At 67.6% G+C, this 26,983-nt stretch carries 25 protein-coding genes, 1 pseudogene and 1 riboswitch; of the genes and pseudogenes, 10 read left to right on the top strand and 16 right to left on the bottom strand.

The window, feature by feature from the left end:
• Positions 1-103: 103 nt before the first annotated feature.
• Positions 104-712, top strand: a complete 609-nt coding sequence (locus tag MRBLAR12_RS22765) for a DUF305 domain-containing protein (RefSeq protein ID WP_364748665.1) — start codon at positions 104-106, stop codon at positions 710-712.
• A gap of 115 nt (positions 713-827) precedes the next feature.
• Here MRBLAR12_RS22765 and MRBLAR12_RS22760 read toward each other — a convergent pair whose 3' ends face one another.
• The 3 genes from MRBLAR12_RS22760 to MRBLAR12_RS22750 are packed head-to-tail and all read right to left on the bottom strand — an operon-like array spanning position 828 to position 2,781.
• Complete coding sequence (locus tag MRBLAR12_RS22760) at positions 828-2,036, bottom strand: O-succinylhomoserine sulfhydrylase (protein ID WP_364748662.1); 1,209 nt, start codon at positions 2,034-2,036, stop codon at positions 828-830.
• Positions 2,036-2,455, bottom strand: a complete 420-nt coding sequence (locus tag MRBLAR12_RS22755; protein ID WP_364748659.1) for a rhodanese-like domain-containing protein — start codon at positions 2,453-2,455, stop codon at positions 2,036-2,038. Before MRBLAR12_RS22755 ends, MRBLAR12_RS22760 begins: the two co-directional genes overlap by 1 nt.
• Positions 2,452-2,781 carry a DUF1737 domain-containing protein gene (locus tag MRBLAR12_RS22750; protein ID WP_414645568.1) on the bottom strand — a complete coding sequence of 110 codons (330 nt, stop codon included), beginning with the start codon at positions 2,779-2,781 and terminating at the stop codon, positions 2,452-2,454. Before MRBLAR12_RS22750 ends, MRBLAR12_RS22755 begins: the two co-directional genes overlap by 4 nt.
• Positions 2,782-2,793: 12 nt before the next feature.
• A riboswitch (SAM riboswitch) is annotated at positions 2,794-2,908 on the bottom strand.
• Positions 2,909-3,249: 341 nt separating this feature from the next.
• On the opposite strand from MRBLAR12_RS22750, the gene MRBLAR12_RS22745 reads away from it, so the two are divergent.
• Positions 3,250-4,206, top strand: coding sequence for a hypothetical protein (locus tag MRBLAR12_RS22745; RefSeq protein ID WP_364748657.1), 957 nt, complete (start codon positions 3,250-3,252; stop codon positions 4,204-4,206).
• 163 nt (positions 4,207-4,369) lie between these two features.
• On the opposite strand, the gene MRBLAR12_RS22740 is transcribed toward MRBLAR12_RS22745, so the two are convergent.
• Positions 4,370-5,338, bottom strand: coding sequence for an aminodeoxychorismate lyase (locus MRBLAR12_RS22740; protein ID WP_364748654.1), 969 nt, complete (start codon positions 5,336-5,338; stop codon positions 4,370-4,372).
• Between the two features lie 93 nt (positions 5,339-5,431).
• Here MRBLAR12_RS22740 and cls point away from each other — a divergent pair, with 93 nt between their 5' ends.
• On the top strand, positions 5,432-6,907 hold the full coding sequence (gene cls / locus MRBLAR12_RS22735; RefSeq protein WP_414645567.1) for a cardiolipin synthase: 1,476 nt from the start codon (positions 5,432-5,434) through the stop codon (positions 6,905-6,907).
• Between the two features lie 63 nt (positions 6,908-6,970).
• On the opposite strand, the gene pabB is transcribed toward cls, so the two are convergent.
• From pabB to MRBLAR12_RS22715, 4 genes are all read right to left on the bottom strand, one after another.
• Positions 6,971-9,049: an aminodeoxychorismate synthase component I gene (pabB, locus tag MRBLAR12_RS22730; RefSeq protein WP_364748651.1), complete on the bottom strand. Its 2,079-nt coding sequence runs from the start codon at positions 9,047-9,049 to the stop codon at positions 6,971-6,973.
• A complete protein-coding gene (locus tag MRBLAR12_RS22725) occupies positions 9,046-9,606 on the bottom strand; it encodes a low molecular weight protein-tyrosine-phosphatase (RefSeq protein ID WP_229993130.1) in 561 nt (186 codons plus the stop codon). The genes pabB and MRBLAR12_RS22725 overlap by 4 nt, the downstream gene beginning before the upstream one ends.
• Positions 9,607-9,691: 85 nt before the next feature.
• The gene (locus MRBLAR12_RS22720) at positions 9,692-10,237 is read right to left on the bottom strand and encodes an NUDIX domain-containing protein (protein ID WP_229993131.1); all 546 of its coding nucleotides are present in this window, start codon (positions 10,235-10,237) and stop codon (positions 9,692-9,694) included.
• Positions 10,238-10,287: 50 nt separating this feature from the next.
• Positions 10,288-10,767 carry a MarR family winged helix-turn-helix transcriptional regulator gene (locus tag MRBLAR12_RS22715; RefSeq protein ID WP_364748647.1) on the bottom strand — a complete coding sequence of 160 codons (480 nt, stop codon included), beginning with the start codon at positions 10,765-10,767 and terminating at the stop codon, positions 10,288-10,290.
• A 124-nt stretch (positions 10,768-10,891) separates the two neighbouring features.
• On the opposite strand from MRBLAR12_RS22715, the gene MRBLAR12_RS22710 reads away from it, so the two are divergent.
• The 6 genes from MRBLAR12_RS22710 to MRBLAR12_RS22685 all read left to right on the top strand — a co-directional run bounded on the left by MRBLAR12_RS22710 (position 10,892) and on the right by MRBLAR12_RS22685 (position 17,615).
• Positions 10,892-11,863 carry an SDR family NAD(P)-dependent oxidoreductase gene (locus MRBLAR12_RS22710; RefSeq protein ID WP_229993133.1) on the top strand — a complete coding sequence of 324 codons (972 nt, stop codon included), beginning with the start codon at positions 10,892-10,894 and terminating at the stop codon, positions 11,861-11,863.
• Between the two features lies 1 nt (position 11,864).
• Positions 11,865-12,758, top strand: coding sequence for an amidohydrolase family protein (locus MRBLAR12_RS22705; RefSeq protein ID WP_229993134.1), 894 nt, complete (start codon positions 11,865-11,867; stop codon positions 12,756-12,758).
• Positions 12,759-12,765: 7 nt separating this feature from the next.
• Positions 12,766-13,998 (top strand): acyl-CoA dehydrogenase family protein, encoded by a 1,233-nt coding sequence (locus MRBLAR12_RS22700; RefSeq protein WP_229993135.1) that lies wholly within the window; start codon positions 12,766-12,768, stop codon positions 13,996-13,998.
• A 74-nt stretch (positions 13,999-14,072) separates the two neighbouring features.
• Positions 14,073-14,528 (top strand): MaoC family dehydratase, encoded by a 456-nt coding sequence (locus tag MRBLAR12_RS22695; protein ID WP_018774069.1) that lies wholly within the window; start codon positions 14,073-14,075, stop codon positions 14,526-14,528.
• A 58-nt stretch (positions 14,529-14,586) separates the two neighbouring features.
• Positions 14,587-15,987 (top strand): MFS transporter, encoded by a 1,401-nt coding sequence (locus MRBLAR12_RS22690; protein ID WP_364748642.1) that lies wholly within the window; start codon positions 14,587-14,589, stop codon positions 15,985-15,987.
• 41 nt (positions 15,988-16,028) lie between these two features.
• A complete protein-coding gene (locus tag MRBLAR12_RS22685) occupies positions 16,029-17,615 on the top strand; it encodes an acyl-CoA synthetase (protein WP_364748640.1) in 1,587 nt (528 codons plus the stop codon).
• 52 nt (positions 17,616-17,667) lie between these two features.
• Here the strand turns inward: MRBLAR12_RS22685 and MRBLAR12_RS22680 are convergent, their stop codons facing one another.
• From MRBLAR12_RS22680 to MRBLAR12_RS22670, 3 genes are all read right to left on the bottom strand, one after another.
• Complete coding sequence (locus MRBLAR12_RS22680; RefSeq protein WP_364748637.1) at positions 17,668-18,150, bottom strand: DUF3237 domain-containing protein; 483 nt, start codon at positions 18,148-18,150, stop codon at positions 17,668-17,670.
• Positions 18,147-19,904, bottom strand: coding sequence for a CocE/NonD family hydrolase (locus tag MRBLAR12_RS22675; RefSeq protein ID WP_364748634.1), 1,758 nt, complete (start codon positions 19,902-19,904; stop codon positions 18,147-18,149). The genes MRBLAR12_RS22680 and MRBLAR12_RS22675 overlap by 4 nt, the downstream gene beginning before the upstream one ends.
• 129 nt (positions 19,905-20,033) lie before the next feature.
• On the bottom strand, positions 20,034-21,407 hold the full coding sequence (locus tag MRBLAR12_RS22670) for an MFS transporter (protein ID WP_229993140.1): 1,374 nt from the start codon (positions 21,405-21,407) through the stop codon (positions 20,034-20,036).
• Positions 21,408-21,610: 203 nt separating this feature from the next.
• Between MRBLAR12_RS22670 and MRBLAR12_RS22665 the strand changes: the two genes are divergently transcribed.
• Complete coding sequence (locus MRBLAR12_RS22665) at positions 21,611-22,537, top strand: PaaX family transcriptional regulator C-terminal domain-containing protein (protein ID WP_364748632.1); 927 nt, start codon at positions 21,611-21,613, stop codon at positions 22,535-22,537.
• 64 nt (positions 22,538-22,601) lie between these two features.
• Here MRBLAR12_RS22665 and MRBLAR12_RS22660 read toward each other — a convergent pair whose 3' ends face one another.
• From MRBLAR12_RS22660 to MRBLAR12_RS22640, 5 genes and pseudogenes are all read right to left on the bottom strand, one after another.
• On the bottom strand, positions 22,602-23,225 hold the full coding sequence (locus tag MRBLAR12_RS22660) for a LysE family transporter (RefSeq protein ID WP_229994348.1): 624 nt from the start codon (positions 23,223-23,225) through the stop codon (positions 22,602-22,604).
• Positions 23,226-23,274: 49 nt separating this feature from the next.
• Positions 23,275-23,826 carry a dihydrofolate reductase family protein gene (locus MRBLAR12_RS22655; protein WP_364748629.1) on the bottom strand — a complete coding sequence of 184 codons (552 nt, stop codon included), beginning with the start codon at positions 23,824-23,826 and terminating at the stop codon, positions 23,275-23,277.
• Positions 23,827-23,998: 172 nt separating this feature from the next.
• Positions 23,999-24,451, bottom strand: a complete 453-nt coding sequence (locus MRBLAR12_RS22650; RefSeq protein WP_364748627.1) for a hypothetical protein — start codon at positions 24,449-24,451, stop codon at positions 23,999-24,001.
• A 128-nt stretch (positions 24,452-24,579) separates the two neighbouring features.
• Positions 24,580-25,395 (bottom strand): methyltransferase domain-containing protein, encoded by an 816-nt coding sequence (locus MRBLAR12_RS22645; RefSeq protein WP_364748624.1) that lies wholly within the window; start codon positions 25,393-25,395, stop codon positions 24,580-24,582.
• Positions 25,396-25,703: 308 nt separating this feature from the next.
• A pseudogene (locus MRBLAR12_RS22640) lies at positions 25,704-26,983 on the bottom strand (hypothetical protein); the annotation flags it as partial.

The raw sequence follows: 26,983 nt of genomic DNA, 5'->3' as shown, positions 1-26,983 counted from the left end.
CCTCCTTACCCCACACGTTCCGGCCGGATTTTTCCCCCGGCGCGGGCGTGCCATCCGCAGGCGTGCAACAACGCCATTTTGGCTATTGAAGGACTTGACCCCCATGAAGAAGACCCTGACCATTTCTGCCCTTGGCATCGCCGCCGCCATCGCCCTTGCCGGCTGCGCGGGCAACTCCGGAAGTTCACCCGCCGGCACCATGCCCGGCATGAGCGGCGGCATGGGCATGTCGTCCAGCCCGGCCCCCGCCGCCTCGGACCACAACGCGGCAGACACCATGTTCACCCAGGAGATGATCCCGCACCACGCCCAGGCCGTGGAAATGAGCGACATGATGCTCAAGAAGCAGAGCATGGACGCCCGGATCGCCGCACTCGCCACGAAGATCAAGGCTGCACAGGCACCCGAAATCGAAAAGATGACGGTCTGGCTCAAGACCTGGAACGAACCCACCCAGATGGCCGGCGGCCACAGCATGGGCGACGCAATGATGGGCGGTGACGATCTCACCAAGCTCGACGCCGCCCAGGGAACCGATGCGGCCAAGCTGTTCCTGACCCGGATGATCGCCCACCATGAGGGCGCGGTGATGATGGCCAAGACTGAAAGCAGCCAAGGCAAGAACCCGGAAGCCCTCATCCTCAGCAAGGCAATCGTGACCTCCCAGGAAGCTGAAATCCAGGAAATGAAGGCCCTGCTGGCAAACCTCTAGCCCGCGTCCCGGCCCCGGTCCGGTTTTCGGACCGGGGCCTTCCCGGCCACCCCGCCCGCGTTGGCCCAGACCTGCGTTGGCCCAGACCTGCTTGAGCGCTAGACCTGCTTGAGCGCTAGACCTGCTTGAGCGCCTGGCCGAGGTCGCGGATCAGGTCCTCCACGTCCTCCAGGCCCACCGAAAGCCGGACCACGCCGTCGCTGAGCCCGATCGCCGCACGGCCTTCCGGGCCCATCGCGCGGTGCGTCGTAGTCGCAGGATGCGTGATGAGCGTCTTGGCATCACCCAGGTTGTTGGAGATGTCGATGATCCGCAGCGCGTCCAGCAGCGCGAAGGCGGCCTGCTTCGCGGTGCGTCCCGGCGAGGGCGAAAGCTCCAGCGTGAGCACCGTCCCGCCGGCCTTCATCTGCTTCACGGCGAGTGGGTACTGCGGGTGGGATGGCAGCAGCGGGTACTTGACCCAGCTGACCGCAGGCTGTCCCTCGAGCCATTCGGCCAGCCGCAGGGCGGAGGCCGAGGAATGGTTGACGCGCAGGGCCATGGTCTCCAGGCCCTTGGTGAGCACCCAGGCATTGAAGGCCGAGAGCGCCGGACCGGTGTGCCGCATGAGCTGCTTGACGGGCCCGTCGATGAATTCCTTGGTGCCCAGGATCGCCCCGCCGAGCACGCGGCCCTGGCCGTCGATGTGCTTGGTGCCGGAGTAGACCACCACGTCCGCGCCGAGCTCTCCGCAGCGCTGCAGCAGCGGGGTGGCGAAGACGTTGTCGACCACCACCGTGGCCCCGGCCGCATGCGCCAGTTCGCTCACCGCGGCGATGTCCACGATTTCCTGCATGGGGTTCGACGGCGACTCGAAGAATACCGCCGTGGCCGGCTCGGACAGGGCAGAGCGCCATTGTTCCAGGTCCGGGCCGTCCACGAAGACCGTCTCGACACCCCAGCGCGGCAGGATCTCGTTGAGGATCACAAAGCACGAGCCGAACAGCGAGCGGGCTGCGACTACGCGGTCGCCGGCAGCCAACAGCGCGCCCAGCGCGGTGAAGACGGCGGACATGCCGGACGCCGTCGCAAAACACGCCTCGGTTCCCTCGAGCAGCCGGAGCCGCTCCTGGAACGTGGCGACGGACGGATTGCCGTAGCGGGAGTAGACGAAGCGCTCGTCTTCCCCGGTGAAGGCACGCTCGGCGGCGGCCGCGGACTCGTAGACGAATCCGGAGTTGAGGAAGATCGGCTCGGTGGTTTCCTGGAAGCCGGTGCGGTCAAGGCCGCCGCGGACAGCCTGGGTGTCGGCGGCCCAGCCGGCGGCGTCGGGATTGAAAGTCATCAGATCTTTCCAAGGTTGGTGGGCAGGCCGCGGTTCTTCCAGCCGTTGACGGTGCGGTCGCCAAAACGGTCGGTCTCGCCTTCGAAGCCCTCAAGAACGTTGTACGAGGTGTATCCGGCGGCCGTCGCGGCCGTCGCGGCGGCGATCGAGCGGACACCGGAGCGGCAAAGGAACACCAGTTCGACGGCGGAGTCCTCCGGTGCCTCTCGCCTTAGCTGTTCCACGAAGTGCGGGTTCGGTACGCCGCCGGCGAGGTTCCACTGGATGAAAAGCGGATCGTTCCGCTTTCCGCCCGCGGACGTCGTGTCCGGGATGCCGATGTGGGCCCATTCGCCCTCGGTCCGGACATCCACCAGGAGGGCTCCAGCCTCCAGCTTGGCCCACGCCTCATGGGGGCTGAGGTCTCCGGCGTAGCTCATGCGTGGCCCTCGAATGCCCCAACAGCGTCAATCTCGTCGGCATCGAGCTCATCGACTGCATTGGCCACGGCGGCGTCCGCGCTCGCAATCGCGGCCGGCAGGACCAGCGCCTGCGCCACGATCACGGTGCTGCCGTTGAAGGTGGCGGCGGGGCTTCCGTGCAGGACATAGCCCTCGGCCAGGGCGGCGGACACGCGCTCACAAAAGGCGCGGTCATCCGTGCCGGTGAACAGCCGGTAGGCCAGTCTTTCCTCGCCGGCAGGTGGTGCACTGCGTGCTGTGGTGCTGAGTATTTCGGGTACCGCGGGTGTTGACGTGGGGGGCACGACGGATCTCCTCTTTCACGCTTGCAGCTCGAATTCTCGATTGCCGAGTATTCACCTGAGGCACCCCGCCGCGAAAAGGGAGGGTTGCCGACCGGCCAGTCAGGGCTTGGCACCGGTTCTCATTACTCCCCAAAAACGTAACACCTACGACGCCGGCCCGCACCGCCGTCGTCGTCATGTTCCGTAACCGGGCCACGCCCAGGCGCTGGCGCCGGCCGGGCCCAGCGTGGGGCGGGGCGCGGCCGAGTAGTGGCGGGCTCCAATTTCGGGTACAGCCCACTCGTGTGTGCGCGGACGATTCGCCGTCTACTGGAGGACATGGCCGACGTGTCGGCCGGATTCTCAGGTTATTCGGGCTGTCCGTGAATCGAGCCGTCTGTCCATCAAAACAAGTTGTCTGTGAATCAGTGGCCGGAACCGTCGGAGCTACAGCCATGGCCCGGCCGGTGACGGCGGAATGGAGCAATTGTGGGCCCGCGCATACTGGTTACCGGGATAGCAAGCGCCGCCGGCCGGACCGTCGCGGCCCAGCTCGAAGCCCGCGGACTCCCGTATCTCGGCTCCGACGCCCGCGCCGACTCCCGCCAGGCGGAGGATGCCCCCGCCGCGGCCGCGGTCAGGCTCCTGCCGGCGACGGACCCGGACATGATCCTGGACCTGCGCCGGCTGGTGGACCGTGAAGCCATCAACGTCATCATTCCGACCCTGACTGTGGAACTTCCGGTCCTGGCCGCGGCCCGTGCCGGTTTCGCCCAGGACGTGCGGATCATCGTGGGCGACCCCGCCGCGGTGGCCCTCGCCAACGACCAGCTGTTTACCACCTGGGCGTTGCAGGCAGCCGGGATTCCGGTGCCCCAGTTCGCGGTTCCGGGCGACCTCGCCGCCGCGCCGGCATCCCTCGCCTCCCTCACCGGGCCCGTGGTGGTCAAGCCGCGGGTCTTCAAAGGCTCCCATGGTGTCCACGTGCTGGCCGGAACCGCCTCGGTTAGCTGGAAGAACATGCCGGCGGGGCAACTTGTCCAGGAGTTTGTCCCGGGCGCCGACTACGTGTGCCTGGTGTTCGGCACTCCGGCACGCAACGCGATGGCGCCGGTGGCGGTGGTCCTCGAGAAGACCAGGACCCCGTATGGACACGCCGGCAGCGACGAAGTCAGCCGCAGGGTGCCGGCGAGCCAGGCCGGGGACGTGCGGAAGCTGGGCCTGGCCGCCGTCCGCACGCTCGGGCTGACCGGGCCGGTCCAGGTCCGGATTCGCCGCCGCGCGGACGGAACCCCCGTGGTACTGGGCGTCTGCGCGACCCTGGGAGAGAACAGCACCTGGGCCCCGGAAATGCTCGACGCCGTGCTGGCCACGTTCATGCTCCCGGCGTTCAACCCGGCCTCGTTCCGGCGGTGCCCGGCGGTTCCCGCGGACGCCCTGGGGTGAAGCGCGGCCCGGCAGAACGGTGTGCTCACGCAGTCGCTGAGTCTCCCCACCTTTGAGGCCGGAGGACGGCGTGTTCCCACAAACCGCCGTCGTTACTGCGGTCCCTGGCCGCAAAACCGGTGAGTATCAGCGGCGCCTGCCGTGCAGCACCGGCCTGGCCGCACTATTCGATGGTGGCGAACAGGGCGTTGAGTTCGGCCGTGAGCTGGCGTCGCAGTTCCGGGGTGCCGATTTCCTGGCCGTCGATGTGGTTCACCGGGGCCAGGAGCCGGATGCTGGAGATCAGCCAGACCGCGTCGGCATCCAGCAGGTCCTTCGGCTCCAGCGGGCCGTAGCCCAGCTCCCAGCCGGCGGCCTTGGCGGCGGTGAACAGGGCGCCCTGCGAGGTCCCCGGCAGAATGCCGCTGTCCAGCTGCGGGGTGATGAGCCGCCGGGTTGTGCGGACGCCACCGGCGCCGTCGTCCGCGGTTTCCAGGTGGGCCAGCAGAACGGTCGACGTCGGTCCCTCCAGGACCCGGCCGTCCGCGGACGTGAAGATGACGTCGTCGGCGCCGTGCCGGTGGGCGTAGCGCAGCGCCGCCATGTTCACGGCGTAGGAGAGGGTCTTGGCGCCGAGCAGCAGCCAGGGGGCGCGCTCGCCGACTTCGCTGTCGTAGCCACGGTCCAGCAGGATGACGTCGATTCCGGTCTCGCGCTGCCGGCGGCCCGCGGCCGCGGGCGCGGAGGCCTGGACCCAGCACGTGGGGGCGGCGGCGCCCTCCGGCCCGCGGGTCACGAGCAGCTTCACCACAACCTCGTCTTCGTCCGCGCCGCCTGTTGCAGCCGCGGCAGGATCCTTCCCCCGGAACTCGCGGAGGACGGTTTCCACTGCCCGCCGCCACGCGTCCTCGGCAGGGATGTCCAGCTCCAGCAGCCGGGCAGAGCCGGCCAGCCGGGTCAGGTGCGCCTGGATCTTGCGGGGCCGGCCGCCCACAGCCAGGAGGGATTCGAAAACGCCGTCGCCGCGGGTGGCGCCCAGGTCCGTGGCCATCAGTTGCGGCTGCGACGCGTCGGCAACGCGGCCGCCGTCGAACGCCGGGTCGAGGAAGACCAGCACGGTCGCGGGCGCAGGAACAGGGGCTGCAGAGATCATGGCTCCAGCTTAGTCTCGGTGGTCCCGGGATAGGATTTGCTCGTTGCCCGTTCCGGAACTGTTCCGCGGGCTTGTACTTTTAGGGGTTCGCCTGTGCTGTGGCCATTTCCGCTGGCGGAAACTTTACCGTCCTGGGCGGTTTTGATCCTGACGGTAATCGACTTCGCCATCCGCGTCCTGGTCCTGGGCATCATCCCAGGGAACCGGCGGCCCACCACAGCGATGGCGTGGCTGCTGGGCATCTTCATTGTGCCCATCCTTGGGCTGGCCCTGTTCCTGCTGTTTGGCAACTTCCGGCTCTCCCGCCGGCGCCGTGCCCAACAGGACGCTGTCAACACCCGGATCCGGGCCGGGACGTCGGACTTGGAAGAAGTCGAAAGCCGCTACGACGGACCCGAATGGGTGGCCTCCGCCGCTGAACTGAACAAGACGCTGGGCTCGCTGCCAATGGTGGACGGCAACAGCGTGGAGCTGCTGCCCGGCTACCCCGACTCCATCAAGGCGATGGCCGCGGCCGTCCGCGGCGCCAAATCCTTCGTCAACGCCGAGTTCTACATCATGAGCACCGACCACGTCACGGACGATCTGTTCACCGCAATGGAAGAGGCGGCGGAGCGCGGCGTCGAGGTCCGCGTCCTGTTCGACCACCTCGGCAGCCTTCGCATCAAGGGCTACAAGCAGCTCAAGGCCCGGCTCAACGCCAGCAAGATCCGCTGGCGGCCCATGCTGCCGCTGAACCCGTTGCAGGGGCAGTGGCGGCGGCCGGATCTCCGCAACCACCGCAAGATCATGGTGATCGACGGCGAGATCGCCTTCACGGGATCCCAGAACCTGATCGAGCCGTCCTACAACAACCCCAAGCACCGCAAAGTGGGCCGTGAATGGGTGGAGCTCATGGCCTGCATGCGCGGGCCGATTGTCACCACGCTGAACGTAGCCTTCGCGACCGACTGGCTCAGCGAAACCGACGAATCCCTTGAAGGGCAGCTGGAACACCGGCCCGAGCCCCACGCCGGAAACATCACGGCGCAGGTGGTCCCCAGCGGCCCGGGTTTTGTCACCGAGAACAACCTGCGGCTGTTCAACACCCTCATTTATTCGGCGCAGCACAGGATCTCGCTCTGCAGCCCCTATTTCGTCCCGGACGACTCGCTGCTCTACGCGGTGACCACGGCGGCGCAGCGCGGCGTCGAGGTGGAACTGTTCGTCTCGGAAAAGGGCGACCAGTTCCTGGTCCACCACGCGCAGCAGTCGTACTACCAGGCCCTGCTCGAGGCAGGCGTGCGGATCTACCTCTACAAGGCGCCGTTCGTGCTGCACGCCAAGCACTTCACCATCGATGACGAGGTTGCCGTGCTGGGCTCCAGCAACATGGACATGCGCTCCTTCTCGTTGAACCTCGAGGTCTCCGTGATGCTCCTCGGCGAGGACATCGTGCAGAGGATCCGCGCCGTGGAGGACACATACCGGAGCATTTCGCACGAACTCCTGCTGGAGGACTGGATGAAACGGCCCATGAAAGCCAAGTACGTGGACAACGTGGCAAGGCTGAGCGCAACCCTGCAGTAGTCCGGCCGCCGGCGGGGCAGCCTTCGGAACGTCAGGCGTCGTGAACGTCAGCCGTCGTGAACGTCAGCCTTGGGGGAACTCGGCACCGAGCGCCGAGAGCACGCCGAACGCCTTGGCCCGGACTTCCTCGTACTCCTCCTGCGGGGACGAGTCGGCGGTGACGGCGCCGCCGACGCCGAGACTCACGTCGGCGGTGCCGTCGCCCAGGGCGCTGATCACGAGGGTCCGGATCGCCACGGAGAGGTCGGCGGCCCCGTTCAGGGAGAAGTAGCCGATCGCGCCGGAGTACACGCCCCGCGGCGCGGCCTCCAGCCGGTCCAGGATGGCCATGGTGCTGACCTTCGGGGCGCCGGTCATCGAGCCGGCGGGGAAACAGGCGGCGACCGCCTCGGCCCGCGGCAGTCCGGGCCGCAGCCGGGCATCGATGGTGCTCACCATCTGGTGCACGGTGGCGTAGCTCTCGATCGCACACAGCCGGCTGACGGCCACCGAGCCCGGGACGGCGAAATGGCTGAGGTCATTGCGCAGCAGGTCCACGATCATGATGTTTTCCGCGCGGTCCTTGGCCGAGGACTCCAGTTCCTCCCGCAGGGCAGCGTCCGCGCCCGGTTCCGCGTCCCGGCGGCGCGTGCCCTTGATAGGTTCGGCCCGCATCCTGCCGTCCGCGGCAATCCGCAGGAAGCGCTCCGGCGACGTGCTCGCCACAGCGAGCTCGCCGAACCGCAGATAGCTGGCGAAGGGGGCCGGGTTGCGGCGCCGCAGGTCCAGATAGGTCGGCCACGGATCCATCCCCTGACGGCCCGCAGGCGAGGCAGCGGTGAGCGCCGTGGTCAGGCAGACCTCGTACGTATTGCCTTCCGCAATCTCACGCTGGGCCTCAGTGACCTTTGCCTTGTAGCCGGCTTCCGTGTCCCGTGCAGTGAAACGCGGGGCAGCCAGTTGCCGGGCACTGAACGTGGACGTGGACGTGGACGTGGACGCGGACGGCGCGGATGCGGGCGCCGATGCGGCCGCGGCGACGGCCGCGCGGGCCGCCTCGAGCCAGTCCCCGGCGTCGGGCGCGTCCAGGGTCAGCAGCCAGGCTGTGCCCTCGGCGCGGTCAAGGACCACGGCGCGGCCGGCGAAGATCAGGCAGGCGTCCGGGGTGGCGGCGGCCACGTCATTGCCGCCGGTTTCGCGTTTGAGCTCATAGCCGAGGTACCCGAGCCAGCCCAGGGTGAACTCGCACGGGTAGGCCGCGGGCGCATGGAGCGCCCGGCGCCCCCAAACGCCGTCGAGCCAGCGGAAGAACGGGCCGTCGGTGGTCGCTGTGGCCCGGCCCGTACTGACACGGGTCCGTCCGGAACTGTGCCGGACGGCCTGGCCGAAGCGGCCGCCGTCGTCGGCCAGGATGCTGAAGCGGCTGCGCTCCGCGGCCTCCGGGGCGAGGCCTGCCGGGTCGAGGGAGGAGTCGAGCCATACGGCGTTGGCCGAATCGCCGAAAAGCGCCGCAAACAGCTGCTCGGCCTCGGGCTGGGCGTCGATCCGTTCGGCCAGCAGCTGCAGGCCGCGCCGGGCGGCGCGTTCAGGCAGCAGGGCGGGGGCGACGGCCGGGATGTACTGGAGGGCCTGGAGGACGTCGTCGGGGGCGGTGCCGTCCGCACGGTTAAGTACGTGCACATCCGCGCGGGCCGGGACGTCGTCGGCCGCCAGCCACTCCGCTTCCTGGGCCGCCCACTGGTCCCAAAACGGTTCGTAGGTGTCGCCGTCCCGGGCCAGTGCCCTGGCCCGGCGGTCGTCGTCGGAGGAGTCCGCCCAGATCACGGCGTCCAGCAGGGGGAGTGCCGCCGCTGCGGCGGCGCCGACGCCCTCCACCAGGACGATTTCGGCAGGGCGGGTGGTGCGCGCATCGCCGTCGTAGTGCCGCTCCCAGTCCCAGCTGACCCATTCCGCGCTCTCCCCGCGCCGCAAGGGCGAGAGCACGGTGGTGACATAGCGTTCAATCCCGGCGGCGAGCCCGTTCCAGCCCGGATAGATGTCCTCGAGGTGGAAGAGCGAGACTTTGTGGTGTTCCCTGAGCCGCGCCGCCAGTTCGATGGCCAGGGTGGTCTTGCCGGAGCCGGACCGTCCGTCGATTGCGATGATGACGGGTGCGGGGCTCATGAAATAGAGCGTACCCGCTGACCTTCGCTGCCGTGATGTTGCCCGTTCTGCCGCTGAAGCTCGGTGCGCACGTGCTGCACGATCCCCGGAACTGAGGCCCGGATGAGGTTCCAGGTGGTGTCGAAGTCGGTGTGGCCGCCGTACCACGGGTCCTCGATGCCCTGCTCCAGCGGGTCCTTGTCCGCCACGGCGGGGTCGAAGCTGCGGAGCATGAGGATCTTGGCCAGGGATTCCTGGTCCGGTGCTGCCTGCCGCAGCCAGCCGTAGTGGTCGACGTCGAGGGCCAGGATCAGCTCCCGGTTTGCGAACCATTCGGGCCGCCATTCGCGCGCCACGTGGCGGTCCGATGCGATGTTGTGGGCTGTGAGTTTGCGCGCGGCCCGGGGATCGATGGGCCGGCCGGCCTCATACGCGGTGGTGCCGGCGGAATCGACCACGGCCCCGGTGAGGTGCCCGGCCCGGAATGCCTCCGCCAGCATGAGTTCGGCCATCGGAGACCGGCAAATGTTTCCGGTGCAGACCGCGATGATCCGGTACTGGCTCGACATTGAGGTCATAGCTAAGCATGAACGATCCCGGGCCTGTTGGCTAGCTGGCCCCCGCGAAGTATTACAACAAATGTCAACCTATATTCAATTTTTGTCACGCCCTCCCGTCGGCGGGCGCATCGCGGGCTGCCGGGCCGAGCCCAAGGTGCCGGACCAGCGCGTCGAGGACCGGCAGCTGGCCCTTGACCAGCCTGGACCGGGCTTCGGGCTCGGCGGTCCATTCGGCGCGGTCGATTTCGGGGAAACTGCTGATCGTGCCGGATCCTCTCGGCCACTCCAGCGTGAAGGTGTTGCTCACGATTCGTTCCGGCTGAAAGTCCGATTCGGCCGTGAAGACCGTGATGATCTTGCCGGAGGGCTGGCGGAAGTCGCCGAGCCGTTGGTAGTCGGCAGCGGGTGCCGGGGTGCCGATTTCCTCCGCAAATTCGCGGTGCGCAGCCGTCAGCGGGTCCTCGTCAGCCGGGTACTCACCCTTGGGGATGGACCAGCCTTGAGCTTCCTTGCGGGCCCAGAACGGTCCGCCCATGTGCGCTATCCAGACCTCAAGCTGCTGAGCGCTGCCGGAGTGGGGCGGCGCGCCGCTGGGCGGGGATGCACTTCCTAGCCGGTACAGCAGAATGCCGGCGCTCCGAACGGTCATGGCTCCTCCTGCCCCAAGGCTATGCCCCCGGCCCGGAATCAGGCCCGCGATCAGGCCGCTGGCCCCCACAGCGCCTTGCGGAGCAGCCCCTTGAGTGTGGCGATCTCCGTGGCGCTGAGGCCGGCCAGGGCGGCGGATTCCGCGTCCCGCGCCGCCGCCTCGGCCCGCCGGAAGACCGCTGCCCCCTCCGGGGTCGAGGAGACGATCTTGGCGCGCCGGTCCAGCTTCCCGGGCGCCCGGATCACCAGCCCGCGCTGCTCCAGCTCATCGAGCAGGGCGACAATCTGGCTCGGGTCCAGGCTGAGGAATTCGGCCATCTCTCGCTGGGTTGGTTCCAGCTCGCTGTTGGCCAGGGCCAGCACCGAATACGAGCGCTCCTTGAGATCGAACGCGGCCAGTGCGTGGTTGTTCAGGACCGACCCGCCGGCATGCAGCTTGGCCAGCAGGAAGCCCGCGTCCTGGCTGATGGTCGCCGCCATGAGCTTCTCCGCCGGCTCGCTGCCCGGCTTGTCGTCAACTTCGGTCGCCATGCCCAACTCCAATAGTCCAAAAAATAAATCGTTGACTTTTTCAACTATCCATATTTTCATGGATACAGAACAGCATCCCATGCCGCGGGGCCGGATGCACAAGGCAGCTAGCAAAGGAGCGGCAATGAGCCTGTCAGGAAAAGTAGCAATCGTCACCGGAAGCGGACGGGGCCTCGGCCTAGCCTACGCCCGGGAACTGGCCCGCCAGGGCGCCGCCGTCGTCGTCAACGATGTGGACGCCGGCGTCGCCGCCGATGCCGTCCGGACGATTCAGTCCGACGGCGGCCGCGCAGCCGCCGTCGTGGCCCCGGTGGGCAGCTCCGACGTCGCCAAGCAGCTGGTGCAGGCGGCCGTCACGGAGTTCGGCCGGCTGGACATCCTGGTCACCAACGCCGGCATCCTGCGCGACAAGAGCCTGCTGAAGATGACCGACGAGGACTTCGACGCCGTGATCAACGTCCACCTGCGCGGCACCTTCACCTGCGCCCGGGAGGCGTTCGGCCACTTCAAGGAGCACGGCATTGCCGGCCGCATCATCACCATCGGCTCCCCGACCGGCCAGCGCGGCAACTTCGGCCAGACCAACTACGCCGCCGCGAAGGCCGGGATCGTGGGCATGGTGCGCACCTGGGCCCTGGAAATGAAGAAGGCAGGCGTCACCGCCAACGCCGTCATTCCCGTGGCCGCCACGGCCATGACCAAGACCGTCCCGTACTTCCAGAAGGCTGTCGAGGCCGATGAGCGCGGCGAGGCGATGCCGGCCTTCTTCCGCCACGACCTCGGCTTTGGTACGGCCGACGACGTTGCCGGGCTGGTGGCCTTCCTCGCCTCCGACGCTGCCGCAGGCGTCACCGGCCAGGCGATCGGCGCCGGCGGCGACCGGCTGCAGCTCTGGACCCACCCCGAGGCCGCCGCCACCGAGTACCGCGAGGGCGGCTGGGGCTACCAGGACCTCGTGGACAACTTCGGCGCGCTCTTCGGGGACAAGCTGCAAAGCGTGGGCGAGGACTTCCTGCCGCTGCCGGCGGACCTGCAGCCGGCGCAGCCCGCACCCTCGCAGGCGGCACCGGCCGCAGTAACGGCACAGGTCCGCTGAGATGGCCGCGCAGCGCTACGAACTCGGCATCGACGCCGCCGCCCTGGATGCGATCGACATGCACGTCCACCTCGAAGTGGACGGCCACGGCCACGAATCCCTTCCTGCGGCCCTGACCGAGGCCTCCGCCAAGTACTTCAAGGCCGAGGACCGCAGCCCCTCGCTGGACCGGATTGCCGAGGTCTACCGCGAACTGAACATGGCCGCCGTCGTCTTCACCGTCGACGCCCGGACCCAGCTCAAGCACGAGCCCAACAGCATCCCCGAACTCATCGCCGGCGCAGCCCGGAACAACGACGTCCTGATCCCCTTCGGCAGCGTCGACCCCCGGACCGGCACCGATGCCATCGAGGGCGCCAAGCACCAGGCCGTGGACCTCGGCGCCCGCGGCTTCAAGTTCCATCCGAGCCTGCAGGGCTTCGACCCTTCCAGCGAGCAGTTCTACCCGCTCTGGGAAACCCTCCAGGAGCTGGGCCTGCCGGCCATCTTCCACACCGGCCAGAACGGCATGGGCGCCGGTCTCCCCGGCGGCTACGGCATCAAGCTGGCCTATTCCAACCCGCTCCTGCTCGACGCCGTGGCCGCGGACTTCCCGGAACTGCAGATCATCATGGCCCACCCCTCGGTGCCGTGGCAGGACGAGGCCAACTCGATCGCCACGCACAAGGCGAACGTTTTCATCGACCTCTCCGGCTGGTCTCCGAAGTACTTCCCCGAGTCCCTGGTCCGCATGGCCAACTCGGTCCTGCAGGACAAGGTCCTCTTTGGCACCGACTTCCCGCTCATCACGCCGCAGAAATGGCTGGGCGCCTTCGCGGACCTGCCGCTCAAGGACGAGGTTCGGCCCAAGATCCTCAAGGACAACGCTGTCCGCCTGCTCGGGCTCGGTGGCTGAGGTGTCCGTGGAAACCGCCCCCCAGAAGACAGCGCAGGAGCGCCTCTACAGCGTGTGCGACTACTACGATGCCGAATCCCTCCTCACGGACGGGGAGCGGAAAGTGCTGGGGCGGCTGCGGGAGTTCCTGGACACCCAGGCCCGCCCGCTCCTGGCCGACTACTGGGAGCGCGGCGAGTTCCCGGACCAGCTGGCCCGGCCGCTGACCGATCTGGACCTCATGGAACCGGCGGAACTGACCGGCGCTCCGGGTGCAGAGCCGGTACCCGCCCGGGGAATCTACCAGGGGTTCCGGATCTTCGAACTCGCCCGGACGGACGCCTCGCTGGCCACCTGGTACACGGCCCAGGCCGGGCTGTTCCGGACCGCCATCCGGGTCGGCGCCTCCGCGGAACAACAGGCCGAGTGGATGCCCAGGGTCATCGACTTCTCGCTCAAGGGCGTCTTCTCGCTGACCGAGCCGGAGTCCGGCTCGGACATCGCCGGGGGACTCGCGACCACCGCCCGCAGGGAGCCCGGCCCGGACGGCGACACCTGGGTCCTGGACGGCGCCAAGCGCTGGATCGGCGGCGCGGCAACGGCCGACGTCCTGGCCGTTTTCGCCCGGGACGTCGCCGACGGGCAGGTCAAGGCCTTCCTCGTGGACCGCGAGGCCGCCGGCGTGACCCTGGAGAAGATCCGCGGCAAGACCGCGCTGCGGATGATGCAGAACGCCCACATCACCCTCGACGGCGTCCGCGTTCCCGAGGCCAGGCGGCTCCACAACGTGAACTCGTTCCGGGACGTGGCCGCGATGCTGCGGGCCATGCGCTCGGACGTCGCGTGGATCGCCACCGGCATCCAGGCCGGGGCCTTCGAAGCGGCACTGAAGTATGTCACCCAGCGGCAGCAGTTCGGCCGCCCGCTGGGCTCCTTCCAGCTCGTCCAGGAGAAGCTCGCCCGGATGCTGGGAAACCTGACCTCGTCGCTGTCCCTCGTGGTCCGGCTGACCGAACAGCAGGCCAAGGGCATCTACCGCGACCAGGACTCAGCCCTGGCCAAGATGCAGACCTCCCTGCTGATGCGCGAAACCGTAGCCCTGGCCCGCGAAGTGGTGGGCGGCAACGGCATCACGCTCGCGTCCGACGTCGCGCGGTTCCATGCCGATGCCGAGGCCGTCTATTCCTACGAGGGCACCCACGAGATCAATGCCCTGATCGTCGGCCGCGCCCTCACCGGCGAAAGCGCCTTCACCCGCTGACGCCCTTGACCCGCTGACGACGGCGCGTCCCGCCGCCGTCGTTCGACTCATCCAAACCATCACAGGAGCCAAAGATGCCCAACCTCGTCGTCGACTTCGACAAACTGCTCACCCTCGCCGGCACCGACCTCGGCGTCACCGACTACCGCGAAATCACCCAGGAACAGATCAACAAGTTCGCCGACGCCACGGGCGATGATCAGTGGATCCACGTGGACCCGGAACGCGCCAAGGACGGCCCCTTCGGCGCCCCGATCGCCCACGGCTTCCTCACGCTCTCGCTCATCATCCCGTTCTGGGGCGAGCTTTTCGACGTCGACGGCGTCACCACCAAGGTCAACTACGGCCTCGACAAGGTCCGCTTCACCTCGCCGGTCAAGGTGGGTTCACGCATCCGCATGCGGGCCACCATCGCAGAGGTCACCGAGGTCAAGGGCGGCGCCCAGATCAAGGTGGCCAACACGATCGAGATCGAAGGCCAGGAGCGCCCGGCCGTCGTGGCCGAGTTCCTCGCCCGCTTCTACAAGTAAGCCGCCCCAGCCACTTCACCATCCCTCTGCCTCATCCCTCTGCCCACAAGGAACAACGATGTCCCAAATTTCGCAGTTGCAGGCCATGGACGCGGGTACGCGTCGCCGTGAAGCACGGACCGTCATAGCCTCCAGCTATCTCGGCAGCACCATCGAGTACTACGACTTCCTGCTCTACGCCACGGCCGCCGCCGTGGTCTTTCCCAAGGTGTTCTTCTCCGGGGCGGATGAGTGGGTGGGCGTGGTGGCCGCGTACGGGACGTTCGCCGCCGGCTATGTCGCGCGGCCCCTCGGCGGCATCATTTTCGGCCACTTCGGCGACAGGCTTGGACGCAAGAACATGCTGATCGTCTCGATGCTGGTCATGGGCATCGCCTCCACCCTGATCGGGCTGGTGCCGGGCGCCGCAGTGGCCGGCGCCTGGGGTGCCGTGATGCTCGTATTCCTCCGCGTGTGCCAGGGCATTGCCGTGGGCGGGGAGTGGGGCGGTGCCGCCCTCATGGCGCTGGAGCATTCGGAATCGGGCAAGCGCGGCTTCGCGGCCTCGTTCGTCAACGCCGGCGCCCCCACCGGCGCGGTGCTGGGCACCCTGGTCATGGGCGTCTTCGCGGCCCTGCCCAACGAGCAGTTCCTGGCCTGGGGCTGGCGCGTGCCGTTCCTGCTCTCCTTCGTCCTCCTGGGCATCGGCATGTTCGTCCGGCTCAAGGTCTCCGAAAGCCCCATCTTCAAGGCGGCACTGGAGCAAGAGAAGGCCGAACAAGAGAAAGCCGAGCGGGAGCAGGCCGAACAGGACCACGCCCAGCCGCAGCGGAGGGCGCAGGGCAGCGCGCCGGTGCGCCGCGAGATTCCCCTCCTGCAGGTCCTGCGCCGGCCCAAGACCCTGATCTTCACCATGCTGGCCGGCGCGGCCGGGTTTGCGCTCCAGGTGGTGCTGGCCACGTTCTCCGTGACCTATGCCGTGTCCAAGGGCGCGGACCGGCAGGGCGTGCTCTACGCCTTCGCGGCAGCTTCGTTCGTATCCATCGCCTTCGTCATCATGGGCGGCCGGCTCTCCGACAAGCTGGGACGGCGGCCCGTGATGATCGGCGGCCTGGTGCTGTTCATCCTGTACCTCACGCCGATGTTCCAGCTCCTGTCCTCCAACAACATCGGGCTGATCTTCGTGGCATTCGCCGTCGGCCTGATGATCCACTCCACCCTTTTCGGCCCGCTCGCGGCCTTCGTATCCGAGCAGTTCGGCACCACCTCGCGCTACACCGGCGCCTCGCTGGGCTACCAGCTCGCCACGCTCCTTGGCGCGGGATTCACGCCGGGCATCGTGGCGCAGATCTTCAAGGATTCCGGACAGGACATCTCCTCGGTGGTCTGGTACCTGGCCATCATGTCCGTCGTGTCGATCGTCTTCATCCTGCTGACGCGCGAGCCCAAGAACAACGATCTGCAGGCTGTCGGGTCCTGACCGGCCCGCAGGCGCTACCGTCTAACTAGAAAGGATTTGCCGTGGAGAATTTTGGCATCGGCTCGTGGCTGCAACGGCGCCGCCCGAAGTCGGGCACCAAGAGCGCCGTCATCGCAGGGGACAGGGAGCTGAGCTACGCCCAGCTCGCGGATCGTTCCACCCGGCTCGCCAACGCCCTCCGGGACCGCGGTGTGGCCAAGGGCGACAGGGTGGCCTACCTGGGCGAAAACGATCCCTCCTTCCTGGAGACCCTCTTCGCCGCCGGCCTGGCCGGGGCGGTCTTCGTCCCGCTGAACACCCGGCTGGCGCCGCCCGAGATCCAGTTCCAGCTCCGGGACAGCGGCGCGGTCCTGCTGGTCCACTCGGCGGCGCTCGCGGTGCTCGCGGAACGCGGCTCGGCGGACACCGCGGTGGGTTCGCGGATCGTCGTCGAGGATTCATCAGTGCCCGACAAAACAGGGCCCAACGGCATCGACGGCGGTGCGGCCGGCGGAACCGGCGTTGAGGTGTTTGAGACGGTGATCGCCTCCGGTGCGGCGCTGCCGCCGGACGAGCCCGTGGGCCTGGACGACGCGGCCATGATCCTTTACACCTCCGGAACCACCGGAAACCCCAAAGGCGCGCTCCTGACGCACGGCAACATCACGTGGAACTGCGTCAACGTACTGGTCGATTTCGACTTTTCCTCCACCGACGTCGCCCTCATGATCTCCCCGATGTTCCACGTCGCCTCCCTCGACATGGGCGTCCTGCCCACCCTCCTGAAGGGCGGCACGGTGGTCCTGGAGGCCAAGTTCGATCCGCGCCGGACGCTGGAGCTGATCGAGCGGCACCGCGCAACGACCATCAGCGGGGTGCCCACCACGTACCAGATGCTGTGTGAACATCCCGACTGGGACGCCACGGACCTCAGTTCGTTGAACAAACTGACGTGCGGCGGGTCCGCCGTGCCGATGCGGGTCCTGGAAGCCTACGAGCGGCGCGGACTGCGCTTCTCCAACGGCTACGGCATGACCGAGACGGCCCCGGGCGCCACCACGCTGCCGGCGGCCCGGTCCAGGGACAAAGCCGGGTCCTCGGGGCTGCCGCATTTCTTCACCGATGTCCGGGTGGCCGATCCCCTGGACCCGGAGGCGGGCCCCGCCGCGCCCGGAACCGTAGGGGAGATCCAGATCAAGGGGCCCAACGTCATCCACCAGTACTGGAACCGGCCCGAGGCCTCGGCGGATTCCTACACCGCGGACGGCTGGTTCAAATCCGGTGACATGGGCTACAAGGACCCGGACGGCTTCGTGTTCATCTCCGACCGGCTCAAGGACATGATCATTTCCGGCGGCGAGAACATCTACCCGGCCGAGGTGGAACAGGCGATCGCCGAGCTCGACGCCGTCGGCAGTGTCGCGGTGATCGGCGTGCCGGACGAGAAATGGGGCGAGGTGCCGCGGGCCGTGGTGCTGCTCCGGGACGGGGCCCGGCTCACCGAAGAGCAGCTGCGCTCCCACCTGGAGGGCCGGCTGGCGCGGTACAAGATCCCCAAGTCCGTGGTCTTCGTGGACGAGATGCCCCGGACGGCCAGCGGCAAGATCCGGAAGGCAGACCTGAGGAAGCTGACGCCCGGGCACGTCTGACGGGAGCAGGGACGCCCCCGGCCTTTCCGTGTGTCGGGGAGGCGGGCGGCCGCTAATCGACCGTGAAGATCCTGATGACCACCCGCCCGGGCTGCCGTTCGCCCGTCCCGAGCATGAGGCGTGTATTCAGCCATTCCAGGGCCGGGGACGCGGTGGTGAGCCGCGGCCAGCAGCGGAAGTAGATCTTTGAAGGATCGACGGCGGCGCCGGAGTTCAGCAGTTCGATGTCCCCGGCGCTTCCGTGGCGCAGCGCTGAATTGTGCACGAAGATCCGGTGGCCGTCGTCGGTTTCCAGGACGTACCGGGCGTCCAGCTCCGTCAGCGTGGCGCTCCGGAGGAGCTGGTAGTCCGCGCCGCCCGGGAGGACCCGCCCGTTCAGGGCCGGCCCGCTGACCGTTCCGCCCGTGATCGGGATGACGCGCCGGTGGCCCTCCGGCGTTGGCCCGACGTCGATCGGCTCGCCGACGGTGACCGAGAGTTCCGCGAGGAAGGTCAGCCCCGGGGCTTCTGGGGCTTCAGGCGATGGCGCGCTCACAGGATTCCAGCCGTCAGCCGGCTGGGGTTGTTAGCACCGAACAGTACGCTCTGCGTGGCCACCACCGCGTCGGTGGAGTCATAGGCCAGCTTGCCGGTGTTGAGGTTGCGGTCCCAGCGCGGGTGGCAGCTGGACGTGACCTGGACGCGGAGCCGCTCGCCGGGGGCAAAGGTGTAGGCCGTCTGCCAGAGGTTTACGGTGTATTCATACGGCCGGCCGGGTTCGATCAGCGACGGCGCGTGGCCCGGCTGGTACAGCCCTGTCCCGGCGTGGCTTTCCCGCCAGGAGGCGCGGACAATGCCGTCGGCAAAGCCCAGGGATGTGCCGTCCGGAGCGACCCGGCAGAGCCGCACCACGAAGTCCGTGTCCACGGCGGTGGAAGACGCAAAGAACGTGGCGCTGACCTCGCCGAACAGGGTGACCGGCTCCTCGAACGCCTCTGAGGTAAAGGTGAGGACGTCGGCGCGGGACTCCACGGCGTGCTGCATGGCTGGGCCCGCGGGAAAGACCCCGTGGATCATGGTGGCGCCGCCCGCGGTGGGGACCGGGTCCAGGGGGTCGTAGTCGTATTCGACGGAGCCGCCGGATCCCGGAGTGTCCTGCAGCGACCCGTCCGCGCCGAAGAACCAGGAGCGGTGGCTGCGGGGCGAAGGCAACTCATCAAAGCCGCGCCACTGGTTTTCGCCCATGAAGTAGAGCAGCACGGCCGGGACGTGGTGGAGCCGCTCGGGTTCGTCCTTGAGCACGGCGTCGAACCAGGCCGTCTGGAGCCCGGAAAGATCCCCAAGGCCGTTCATCATCCCCCCGGCCGCGCTCAGTCCGAAGCTCACCTCGGGGTAGCTGCCGGAGAAGTTCGTGTGGGCCCACGGGCCCACGACAAGCCGGGGCGCAGGTGCAGCCCCCGTTCGGCTGTGCTCGAGCTGCATCGCGTACTGGGAGAGGGTGCTGGGGCAGAAGATGTCGAACCAGCCGCCGATGTGCAGTGTAGGCAGTGACACCGGCTTGATGGATGCTTCGTCCCACAGGCGCGTGAAACTGTTGCCCGGCGATTCTCCGGCCGAAGGAAGGACATGGCGGTTCATGAATGTGCCAAGCTGTGCCGAGAGTTCCCGCAGCGGCAGGGTGTCGAGGGCGCTGCCGTCGGAAAATGAGCGGTCCAGATCCAGCCACGCCTGGAATTCCTTGCCCTGCAGTTCCGGGTCGCCCGCATATTCGCGGAGGAGTTCGTTGGCTGAGATAGAGGCGTGGCCCCAGCTGAACCGGCTGCCGAGCTCGTAGGCGCCGCCGCGGTACAGGGAGCCGTTGTTCGCGTTGGCCCCGGCGGAGATTCCGAGCGAGAGGGCGGTGAGGCCGTTTGGAGCCAGGGACGCTGCCCGCCACTGTGTCTCCGCGAAGTAGGACCGGCCCCACATCCCCACGGCACCGTTGGAGTACGGCAGCAGTGCGGCCCACTCGACGGTTGCGGCGCCGTCGGACGCTTCATTGGCGGACGGGTCGAAGACCCCGTCGGAGCCGAAGCGCCCGCGGCAGTCCTGCATGATGACCACGTAGCCCGCGGCCGCGACGGTTGCGGGGTTGAAGTAGGCGGAGTTGACGGAGAGGTCGCGTCCGTAGGGCGTCCTGGTCAGCAGCACCGGGCACGGTTCCCCGTCCGCCGGGCGGTACACCGTGGATCGCAGGATGGTGCCATCCGGCATCCGGGTTTCGACGTCTTGTTCAATTAGCACGGGTTTTAGCGCGGGGCGCGGTGTCACGGAAGGGTTCCTCACTGCTTTGGTCAGGGACTGTGGTGTGTTCGAGGGCTGTGGGTTGTTCGGGAAGTGCGGAGGGGAGCGGCCAGATGCTGCCCGGCCGCCCCCTCCGCACTGTCCGGGAATCAGGATCTAGGCGTTCGCGGATTCCCTGGTACCCAGCGCCTCGGTGGGGACGTTGTAGGTTTCCTTGACCCAGATGGCGGTCACGGCTGCCGAAGCAAGGCAGCAGGCCGCGGTGAAGGCGGCCACGGGAATCCACCCGGTGGGGCCGGGTTGGACAATGGCCGCGGCGATGGCCGGCGCGAAGCCGGTGACAACGAGGCCCAGCTGCGAGGCCGTGGCGGCACCGGAGTAGCGGATCTTCGTCGGGAACATTTCGGCCGTCATGGCCGGGCCCAGCGGGTTGACCATCCCGTAGCCGACGGTCATAAAGAGGATCCCGCTGGCGAAGATCAGCGGTATGGACGCGGTGCTGATGGACCAGAAGTAGGCGAAGGCGGCCACGGCGCAAATGATGTTGCCGGTGATGAAGACCGGCTTGCGGCCGATCCGGTCGGCCAGGATGCCGGCATAGGGCTGGGCGATGATGCCCAGGGCGGCCGTGGCGATGGTGACCCCGAGCATGACAGCGGACGGGATTCCGAATTTTCCGGTCGCGTAGGCCAGCCCGAAGGCCGCGAAGACCGACGACACCACGCTCCAGAGCCCAAAGAAGATGACTTTGACGATGGTGCGCCAGTGATCGCGGAGGACCACCTTGATGGGCAGTTCCTTCTCGGTTTCCGCTTCCTTCGTGGCTTCGAACACCTCGGATTCGGGCAACCGGAGGCGGATCCAGAGGCCGACGGCGACCACCAGGATGCTGGCGAGGAACGGCAGCCGCCATCCCCAGCTGAGCAGGTCCTCCTGCGGGAGCAGGGACACTGCCAGGAAAGCCAAAGAGGCGAGCATGATCCCGGCGACGGCGCCGGTGTTGACCCAGCTGCTGTAGAAGGCCCGCTTGTTGCTGGGGGCATGTTCCATGGTCATGGTGACGGCGCCGACGGATTCGCCGGCGGCGGAGGCACCCTGAAGTGCGCGCAGGACGACCAGGAGGACCGGGGCGGCCGCACCGATGGCGGATGCCGGCGGCAGGCAGCCGATGAGGAAGGTGGCCACGCCCATGACCACGAGCGTCAGGACCAGCATCTGACGGCGTCCGAGGCGGTCGCCATAGTGGCCGATGACGCTGGCCGCGAGAGGGCGGATGACGTAGCCGATGCCGATGGTGGCCATGGACAGGATAGTGCCGAGGGCGGGATCGATGCCGGGGAAAAAGATCTTGTTGAAGATCAGGGCGGACGCCGAACCGTAGATGAAGAAGTCGTAGTACTCCAGGGTGCTGCCGATGAAGCTGGCGGTGGCGGCGCGGCGGGCATGTTTGGTTCCCTCGGGGGAAACGGGGCGGGCCTGGTCCGCGGGCGGCGTCAACGGCGTCGGCGGAACGATGGGACCAGCGGTCATTGCGGATCTCCTAGGTGGGCAGGGATTTAGCGGGGAAAGGTGAGGCTGGGGGAAGATCTTGGGCTCGCATGCTGAGCAGGGCGGGCGGGGTCGGCTGTGGCCTCCGTCACTCTGGTTGCAATAGTATGCACTTGATTCAGCGTCCGTCAATGTAAGTGCAAAATAAAAATGGCGGCGAATGTGACTGGCATGATGGAGTCGTGATGAGCGAGCGGCCGGCCTCCCTACCCGGCATGGACCCGGACCTGGCCATCGACTTTCCGCGGCCTTTGAAGGGGCCGTCCACCCAGCACCAGCTGCTCACCCTGCTGGTTGACTACTGGTTCAAGAGCGAGGAATGGCTGCCGTCCCGGCTCATCGCTGCCCTGGCCGCGGGTCTGGGAATTACGGCCTCGGCGTCGGCGACGGCGCTGAGCCGCCTGGCGTCCCGGGGTGTGCTCGAACAATCCAGTGCCGGGCGTACGTCGCGCTACCGCATCACCCAGGGCGCGCGCAACCGGCTCCGTCACGGCCTCGAGCAGGTCTCCGTCTTCGGCGAACAGTCCCGCCAATGGGACGGCCACTGGACCGTCATCGCGTTTTCGATTCCGGAGACGTCGCGGGATGTCCGCGAGATGTTCCGCTCACGCCTGCGGTGGCGCGGATTCGCGCCGCTGTTCGGGGCGCTGTGGGTCTCTCCGCGCGACCACTCCGAGGAACTCGAAAAAACCTGCAAGGGCTATGGCGTGGACGACTACGTCATCTTCCGAACCGCTGAATCCAGCCTCCGCGGCAAACGGCTCGTGGAGGCCTGGTCACCGCAGGAGTTCAGGGAACAATACCGGCCCTTTACCGAAAAATTCACGCCCTGGGCTGAACGCCTCGACGCCGGAACGGTCAGCCCGGCGGAGGCCTTCAGGGTCAGGACTGAACTGATGGATGCGTGGCGGGCGTTCCCCTGGAGTGACCCGGATCTTCCCGCCGAGCTCCTGCCGGAGGCCTGGCCGCGGACAGAGGCCAGGGAACTCCTTGTCCGCCTCTACGACGGGCTCGCCGACGCTGCCACTGCCTACGTCGAGGAAATCGTGGCCCGGGAAGCCCCCGAGCTGGCGGGTACGGCGCGGGCGCTGTCGGTGACACCCGGGCTCTGACCCGGACTGGTGATCGGGCTGTGATCCGGTCCGGGCGGCGGCCCCCGAACTTAGTGGAACGTGCCTAGTGGATCGCCGCCAGCAGGATGCCGACGCCGACAAAGAGCCCTCCGAATGTCCGGTTCAGCACTTTCTGTCCGCCGGCGTCGCGGGTGAAGCGCTGGAAGGATCGGGCCGCCGCCGCGAAGAAGAACCACATGACGAGGACGTCGATCACGATCACGGTGGCGGCCAGGACCACGTACTGCGGCAGCAGCGGCTGCTCCGGCCGGATGAACTGGGGCATGAAGGCCAGGAAGAAGACCACGGCTTTGGGGTTGAGCAGGTTGACCCACAGGCCGCGGCGGAACATGGAGAGGCCCGGTTCGTTGCGCAGGGCGGCGGCCTTCTCCTGGTCCAGATCCGGCTTGTGCAGGAACTGCCGGATGCCCAGGTAGACCAGGTAGGCGGCGCCGGCGTAGCGGATCACGTTGAAGGCGACCGGTGAGCTCGCCACGAGCACCCCGACGCCGAGGGCCACGATCAGGATGTGCACCACGAGGGCGGCCTGCTGGCCCAGGATGCCCCAGAGGGAACGGCGGAATCCCGAGTTCAGGGAATTGCTCATCGTGTTGATGGCGCCCGCGCCGGGAGTGAAGCTGATCAGGACGCCGGCGCCGGCCAGGGCCAGCCAAAGGGAGGGTTGCACCCGCCAAGTTTACGGTCCAGGCCGCCGCCGGCCTGATTGATGACGGGAGTCAGTCTCGGCGGAGGCCGTAGCTGAGGATCATGTTGCCTTTGCTGGTCTGCTGGGACGACTGCAGCTCCAGCCGGGTGAGGGGATCGCCGTCGTTGAACAAACGCCGCCCGCTGCCCGCGATCACGGGATGGACGATCAGCATCAATGTGTCGAGCAGCCCGGCGAACAGCAGCTGGTGGACCAGAGAGATGCTGCTGAAAACCCCTATTTCGCCGCCGTCGCTGTCCTTCAGGCCCGCAACAAAGTCCTCCAGCGGGCCCTCGATCAGGCGCGAATTCTGCCACTCCAGCTCCCCGGTCAAGGTCCGGGACGCGACAAACTTCGGCAGCGGATTGATGAACCCGGCGAAGTCGGCGTCGCTCTCGGCGTTTGGCCAGTACTCCGCCCACTGCTGGTACCCGACGCGGCCCAGGAGCGCGGTGTCGATCCGGCCCATCATCTCGCCCATTCCGGCACCCAGCTCTTCGTCGAAGCTGTCGAATTGCCACAGGAACGGGTCTTCAACCACGCCGTCCACTGAGCAGAAAAGGCCGGCCGTCAACTTGCGCATGGGGTTCTCCTTACCGTGGGTCTCTAGCGGGTCTCTAGTGCACCCTATCCGCTGATCCGGAAGCACGGAATGGCTGCCGAAATCTCGTCAGCGACCCGCCCCGGAGGCTGGCTGCGCCGCCAGCCCCGCGAGCCTTGGGCGTGCCCGGGGCGCGCCCAAGGCCCGCTGAGGGTTAGCCGTTGGAAGTGTACCCATCCGTGGCGGTGCTGCCCGGGCCGCCATGGCCTCCGCCGGGGCCGCCCTGGCCTTCCTGGGTTTCGGTCACGGTGAAGTTCGCATCCAGCAGGACGGTAGCGCGGGTGCCGTCCGCCTTAGTGATGTGGGCTTCGTAGGTTGCGCCGTCGGCGTCGGTCTCCATCCTTTCGATCGTCGCGTCCGGCTGGGCGGCCTTCACCGCAGCCTCGACCTTTGTGGCGGTGTCGCCGGTAAGGACCTCCTCCGTCTTGCCGTTGGCCTGGTGCGGGCCCCGCTGGCCGCCGGTGCCGTACCCATCGGTGGCCTGGGTGGAGGACGAGCTGCTGGTCGAATCGGCAGCCATCGCGGGGATGGCCGACGCGCCGATGGCGCCGCCGCCAATCACCGCAGCGAGCATGATGCCCGCGGTGGTCTTGTTGATCTTTGCCATTGTGAAACTCCTTCGCAGAGGCCCGGATGCCGGACCGGCCGAGTTTTCGGCCTGGAACCAGCCTTAGACGTGGAGTTATGGCTGCGCTTTCGGCATGCTGTGCCGGTCCTGTGACCGCCTACGGCCGCTCAAGCCCGGGCGATGACCTCGCCGTTGGGAATCAGGAACCAGCCGTCGTCGGTGGAGCCCCACCGGTGCCAGCCCGCGGAAATCCGGGCCAGGTCCGCCTCGCTGGCCAGGCCGTACTCGAGCGCCTGGTCGGCAAAGGACGAATGCAGCACCCGCTCGCCCCACACCCGGGCCTGCCAGCGCCGCTCATGCCCAGTGGCGTAGAGCCAGTTGCTGCTGGACGGCGCCACATCCGTGAAGCCGGCGGCCTGCGCCCAGGACACGAGCCGGCGGCCGGCGTCGGGCTCGGCGCCATTGCGGCGCGCGATCCGCTGGTAGAGCTCCATCCAGTCGTCGAGCTCGGGGATGGCCGGGTACCAGCTCATTCCGTGGAAGTCGGCGTCGCGCACCGCCACAATCCCGCCTGCCTTGGCCGCCCGGCGCATCTCCCGCAGCGCCGCGACCGGGTCCGTGAGGTGCTGGAGGACCTGATGGGCGTGGACGACGTCGAAGGATTCGTCCGGGAAGTCGAGGTCGTAGATGTTGCCGGCGGCAAAGCCGACGTTGTCCAGGCCCCGCTCGACGGCGAGGGCCGCGGCCTGGGCGATGATGTCGGGGGAGCGGTCCAGGCCCGTGACCATGCCCGGCGCCACCAGCTCCGCGAAGTCGCAGGTGATGCTGCCCGGGCCGCAGCCGACGTCGAGGACGGAGGTCCCGGGCATCAGATGCGGGAGCACGAACGCTGCCGAGTTCTCCGCCGTGCGGGAGGCATGGGCACGGACCACCGACTCGTGGTGGCCGTGCGTGTACACATCGTCAGGCTGCTGCGCACTCATAATGGAACGCTACCCTCCCGCGCCCGGAAAAGGGTGTACCCCCAACTGCCGCCATTCCCGACAAGTGCCGGAGTAGCGCAGCGATGAGGCGGCCCCCGCCCAGGCAGTGGGAGTGGATCTGGGAGGCCAAGGCAGGGCACGTACGTGGGGCTCGCCCAGGCGGCGCAAACGCTGCACCGCAGCTTTCCATTCCGACGAAAGGCTTGGGAGCTGCAATTCGTGCTGGCTCCTACGCCTTGATCTGCGCCCGCAGGTAGAAGCAGTGGTGTCTGACCGTTAATTTAGGCGGCCGGATCCATCTACCGCCGTCAAACGACCGCTGCTGTGGCGGCGGAGGTCTTCGCGGCGGTGGTGTAGCCGGTCTTGGTTCCGGTGACGGTGACGGTGAGGGTTTTGCCGACGTCGGCTGCAACAGGCTTGTAGGTTGTGGCGGTCGCGCCGGTGATGGCGACGCCGTTGGCTTTCCACTGATACGTCAGGGTCACCGGTGACGGTCCCCAGGTTCCCGGCGTCGCCGTCAGGATCAAGCCGACCTTAGCCGTGCCCGTGATGGTCGGTATCGGCGCTATTAGGGAGCCTTTCGCGACTGCTGCTGTGGCGGCGGAGGTCTTCGCGGCGGTGGTGTAGCCGGTCTTGGTTCCGGTGACGGTGACGGTGAGGGTTTTGCCGACGTCGGCTGCAACAGGCTTGTAGGTTGTGGCGGTCGCGCCGGTGATGGCGACGCCGTTGGCTTTCCACTGATACGTCAGGGTCACCGGTGATGGTCCCCAGGTTCCCGGCGTCGCCGTCAGGATCAAGCCGACCTTAGCCGTGCCCGTGATGGTCGGTATCGGCGCTATTAGGGAGCCTTTCGCGACTGCTGCTGTGGCGGCGGAGGTCTTGGTGATGCTGGGGTACCCGGCCTTGCTCCCGGTGACTTTCAGAGTGATGATCTTGCCGTAGTCGGCGGCAAGCAGGGTGTAGGCGTTCCCTGTCGCCCCCGTGATGGCGGTTCCGGAGCGGAACCACTGGAAACGCAGTACGTCCGGCGTGGGCGACCAGGTTCCAGTAACCGCGGTCAGGGTCCGGCCCACTTGGGCAGTCCCGGAGATGCCTGGTACCGGAGTTGTGGACCAAATCCAGCCCAGGTTGAGGGTGTAGGTCTTGCCCCAGCTTGCCTGGCTGTTTTCGCCGTAGATTTTGATGTAGGCGCGGCCAACGGGGAGGTTGATTTGTTGGCTGGCGAGCGAGGTTCCGTCAGCGTCGGTGCCGTCGAGGTCGAAGCCGTAGAGCTCGGTGCCGTTGGCGCTGTAGATCCTGAGCGTATAGAGGGAACCGGTGCCGAGGCCGGCGGGGAACTTGAAGTTCAGGCCGGCCCTGCCTGCCTTGGGCAGGTCGATCGCGTAGTAATCGGTGTCGTAGTAGTTTGCGCTAAGTGTTGAACCGGAAATGGTGGTTCCAAGGGGCACCACTGTTGCGGCTGCGGTGCTGCTGTTGGGTTCGAGTTCGCCGGTCCCCGCGGTCAGGGTGGTGTTGAGGGTGTAGGTCCTGCCCCAGCTTGCCTGGCTGTTTTCGCCGTAGATTTTGATGTAGGCGCGGCCTGCGGGCA

It is taken from the genome of Arthrobacter sp. LAR12-1-1.1 (genome assembly GCF_040676555.1).
In the GTDB taxonomy this organism is placed as follows: domain Bacteria; phylum Actinomycetota; class Actinomycetes; order Actinomycetales; family Micrococcaceae; genus Arthrobacter.
Note: the sequence above shows the minus strand (reverse complement) of the source record. Positions and strands in the feature narration are given on the sequence as shown.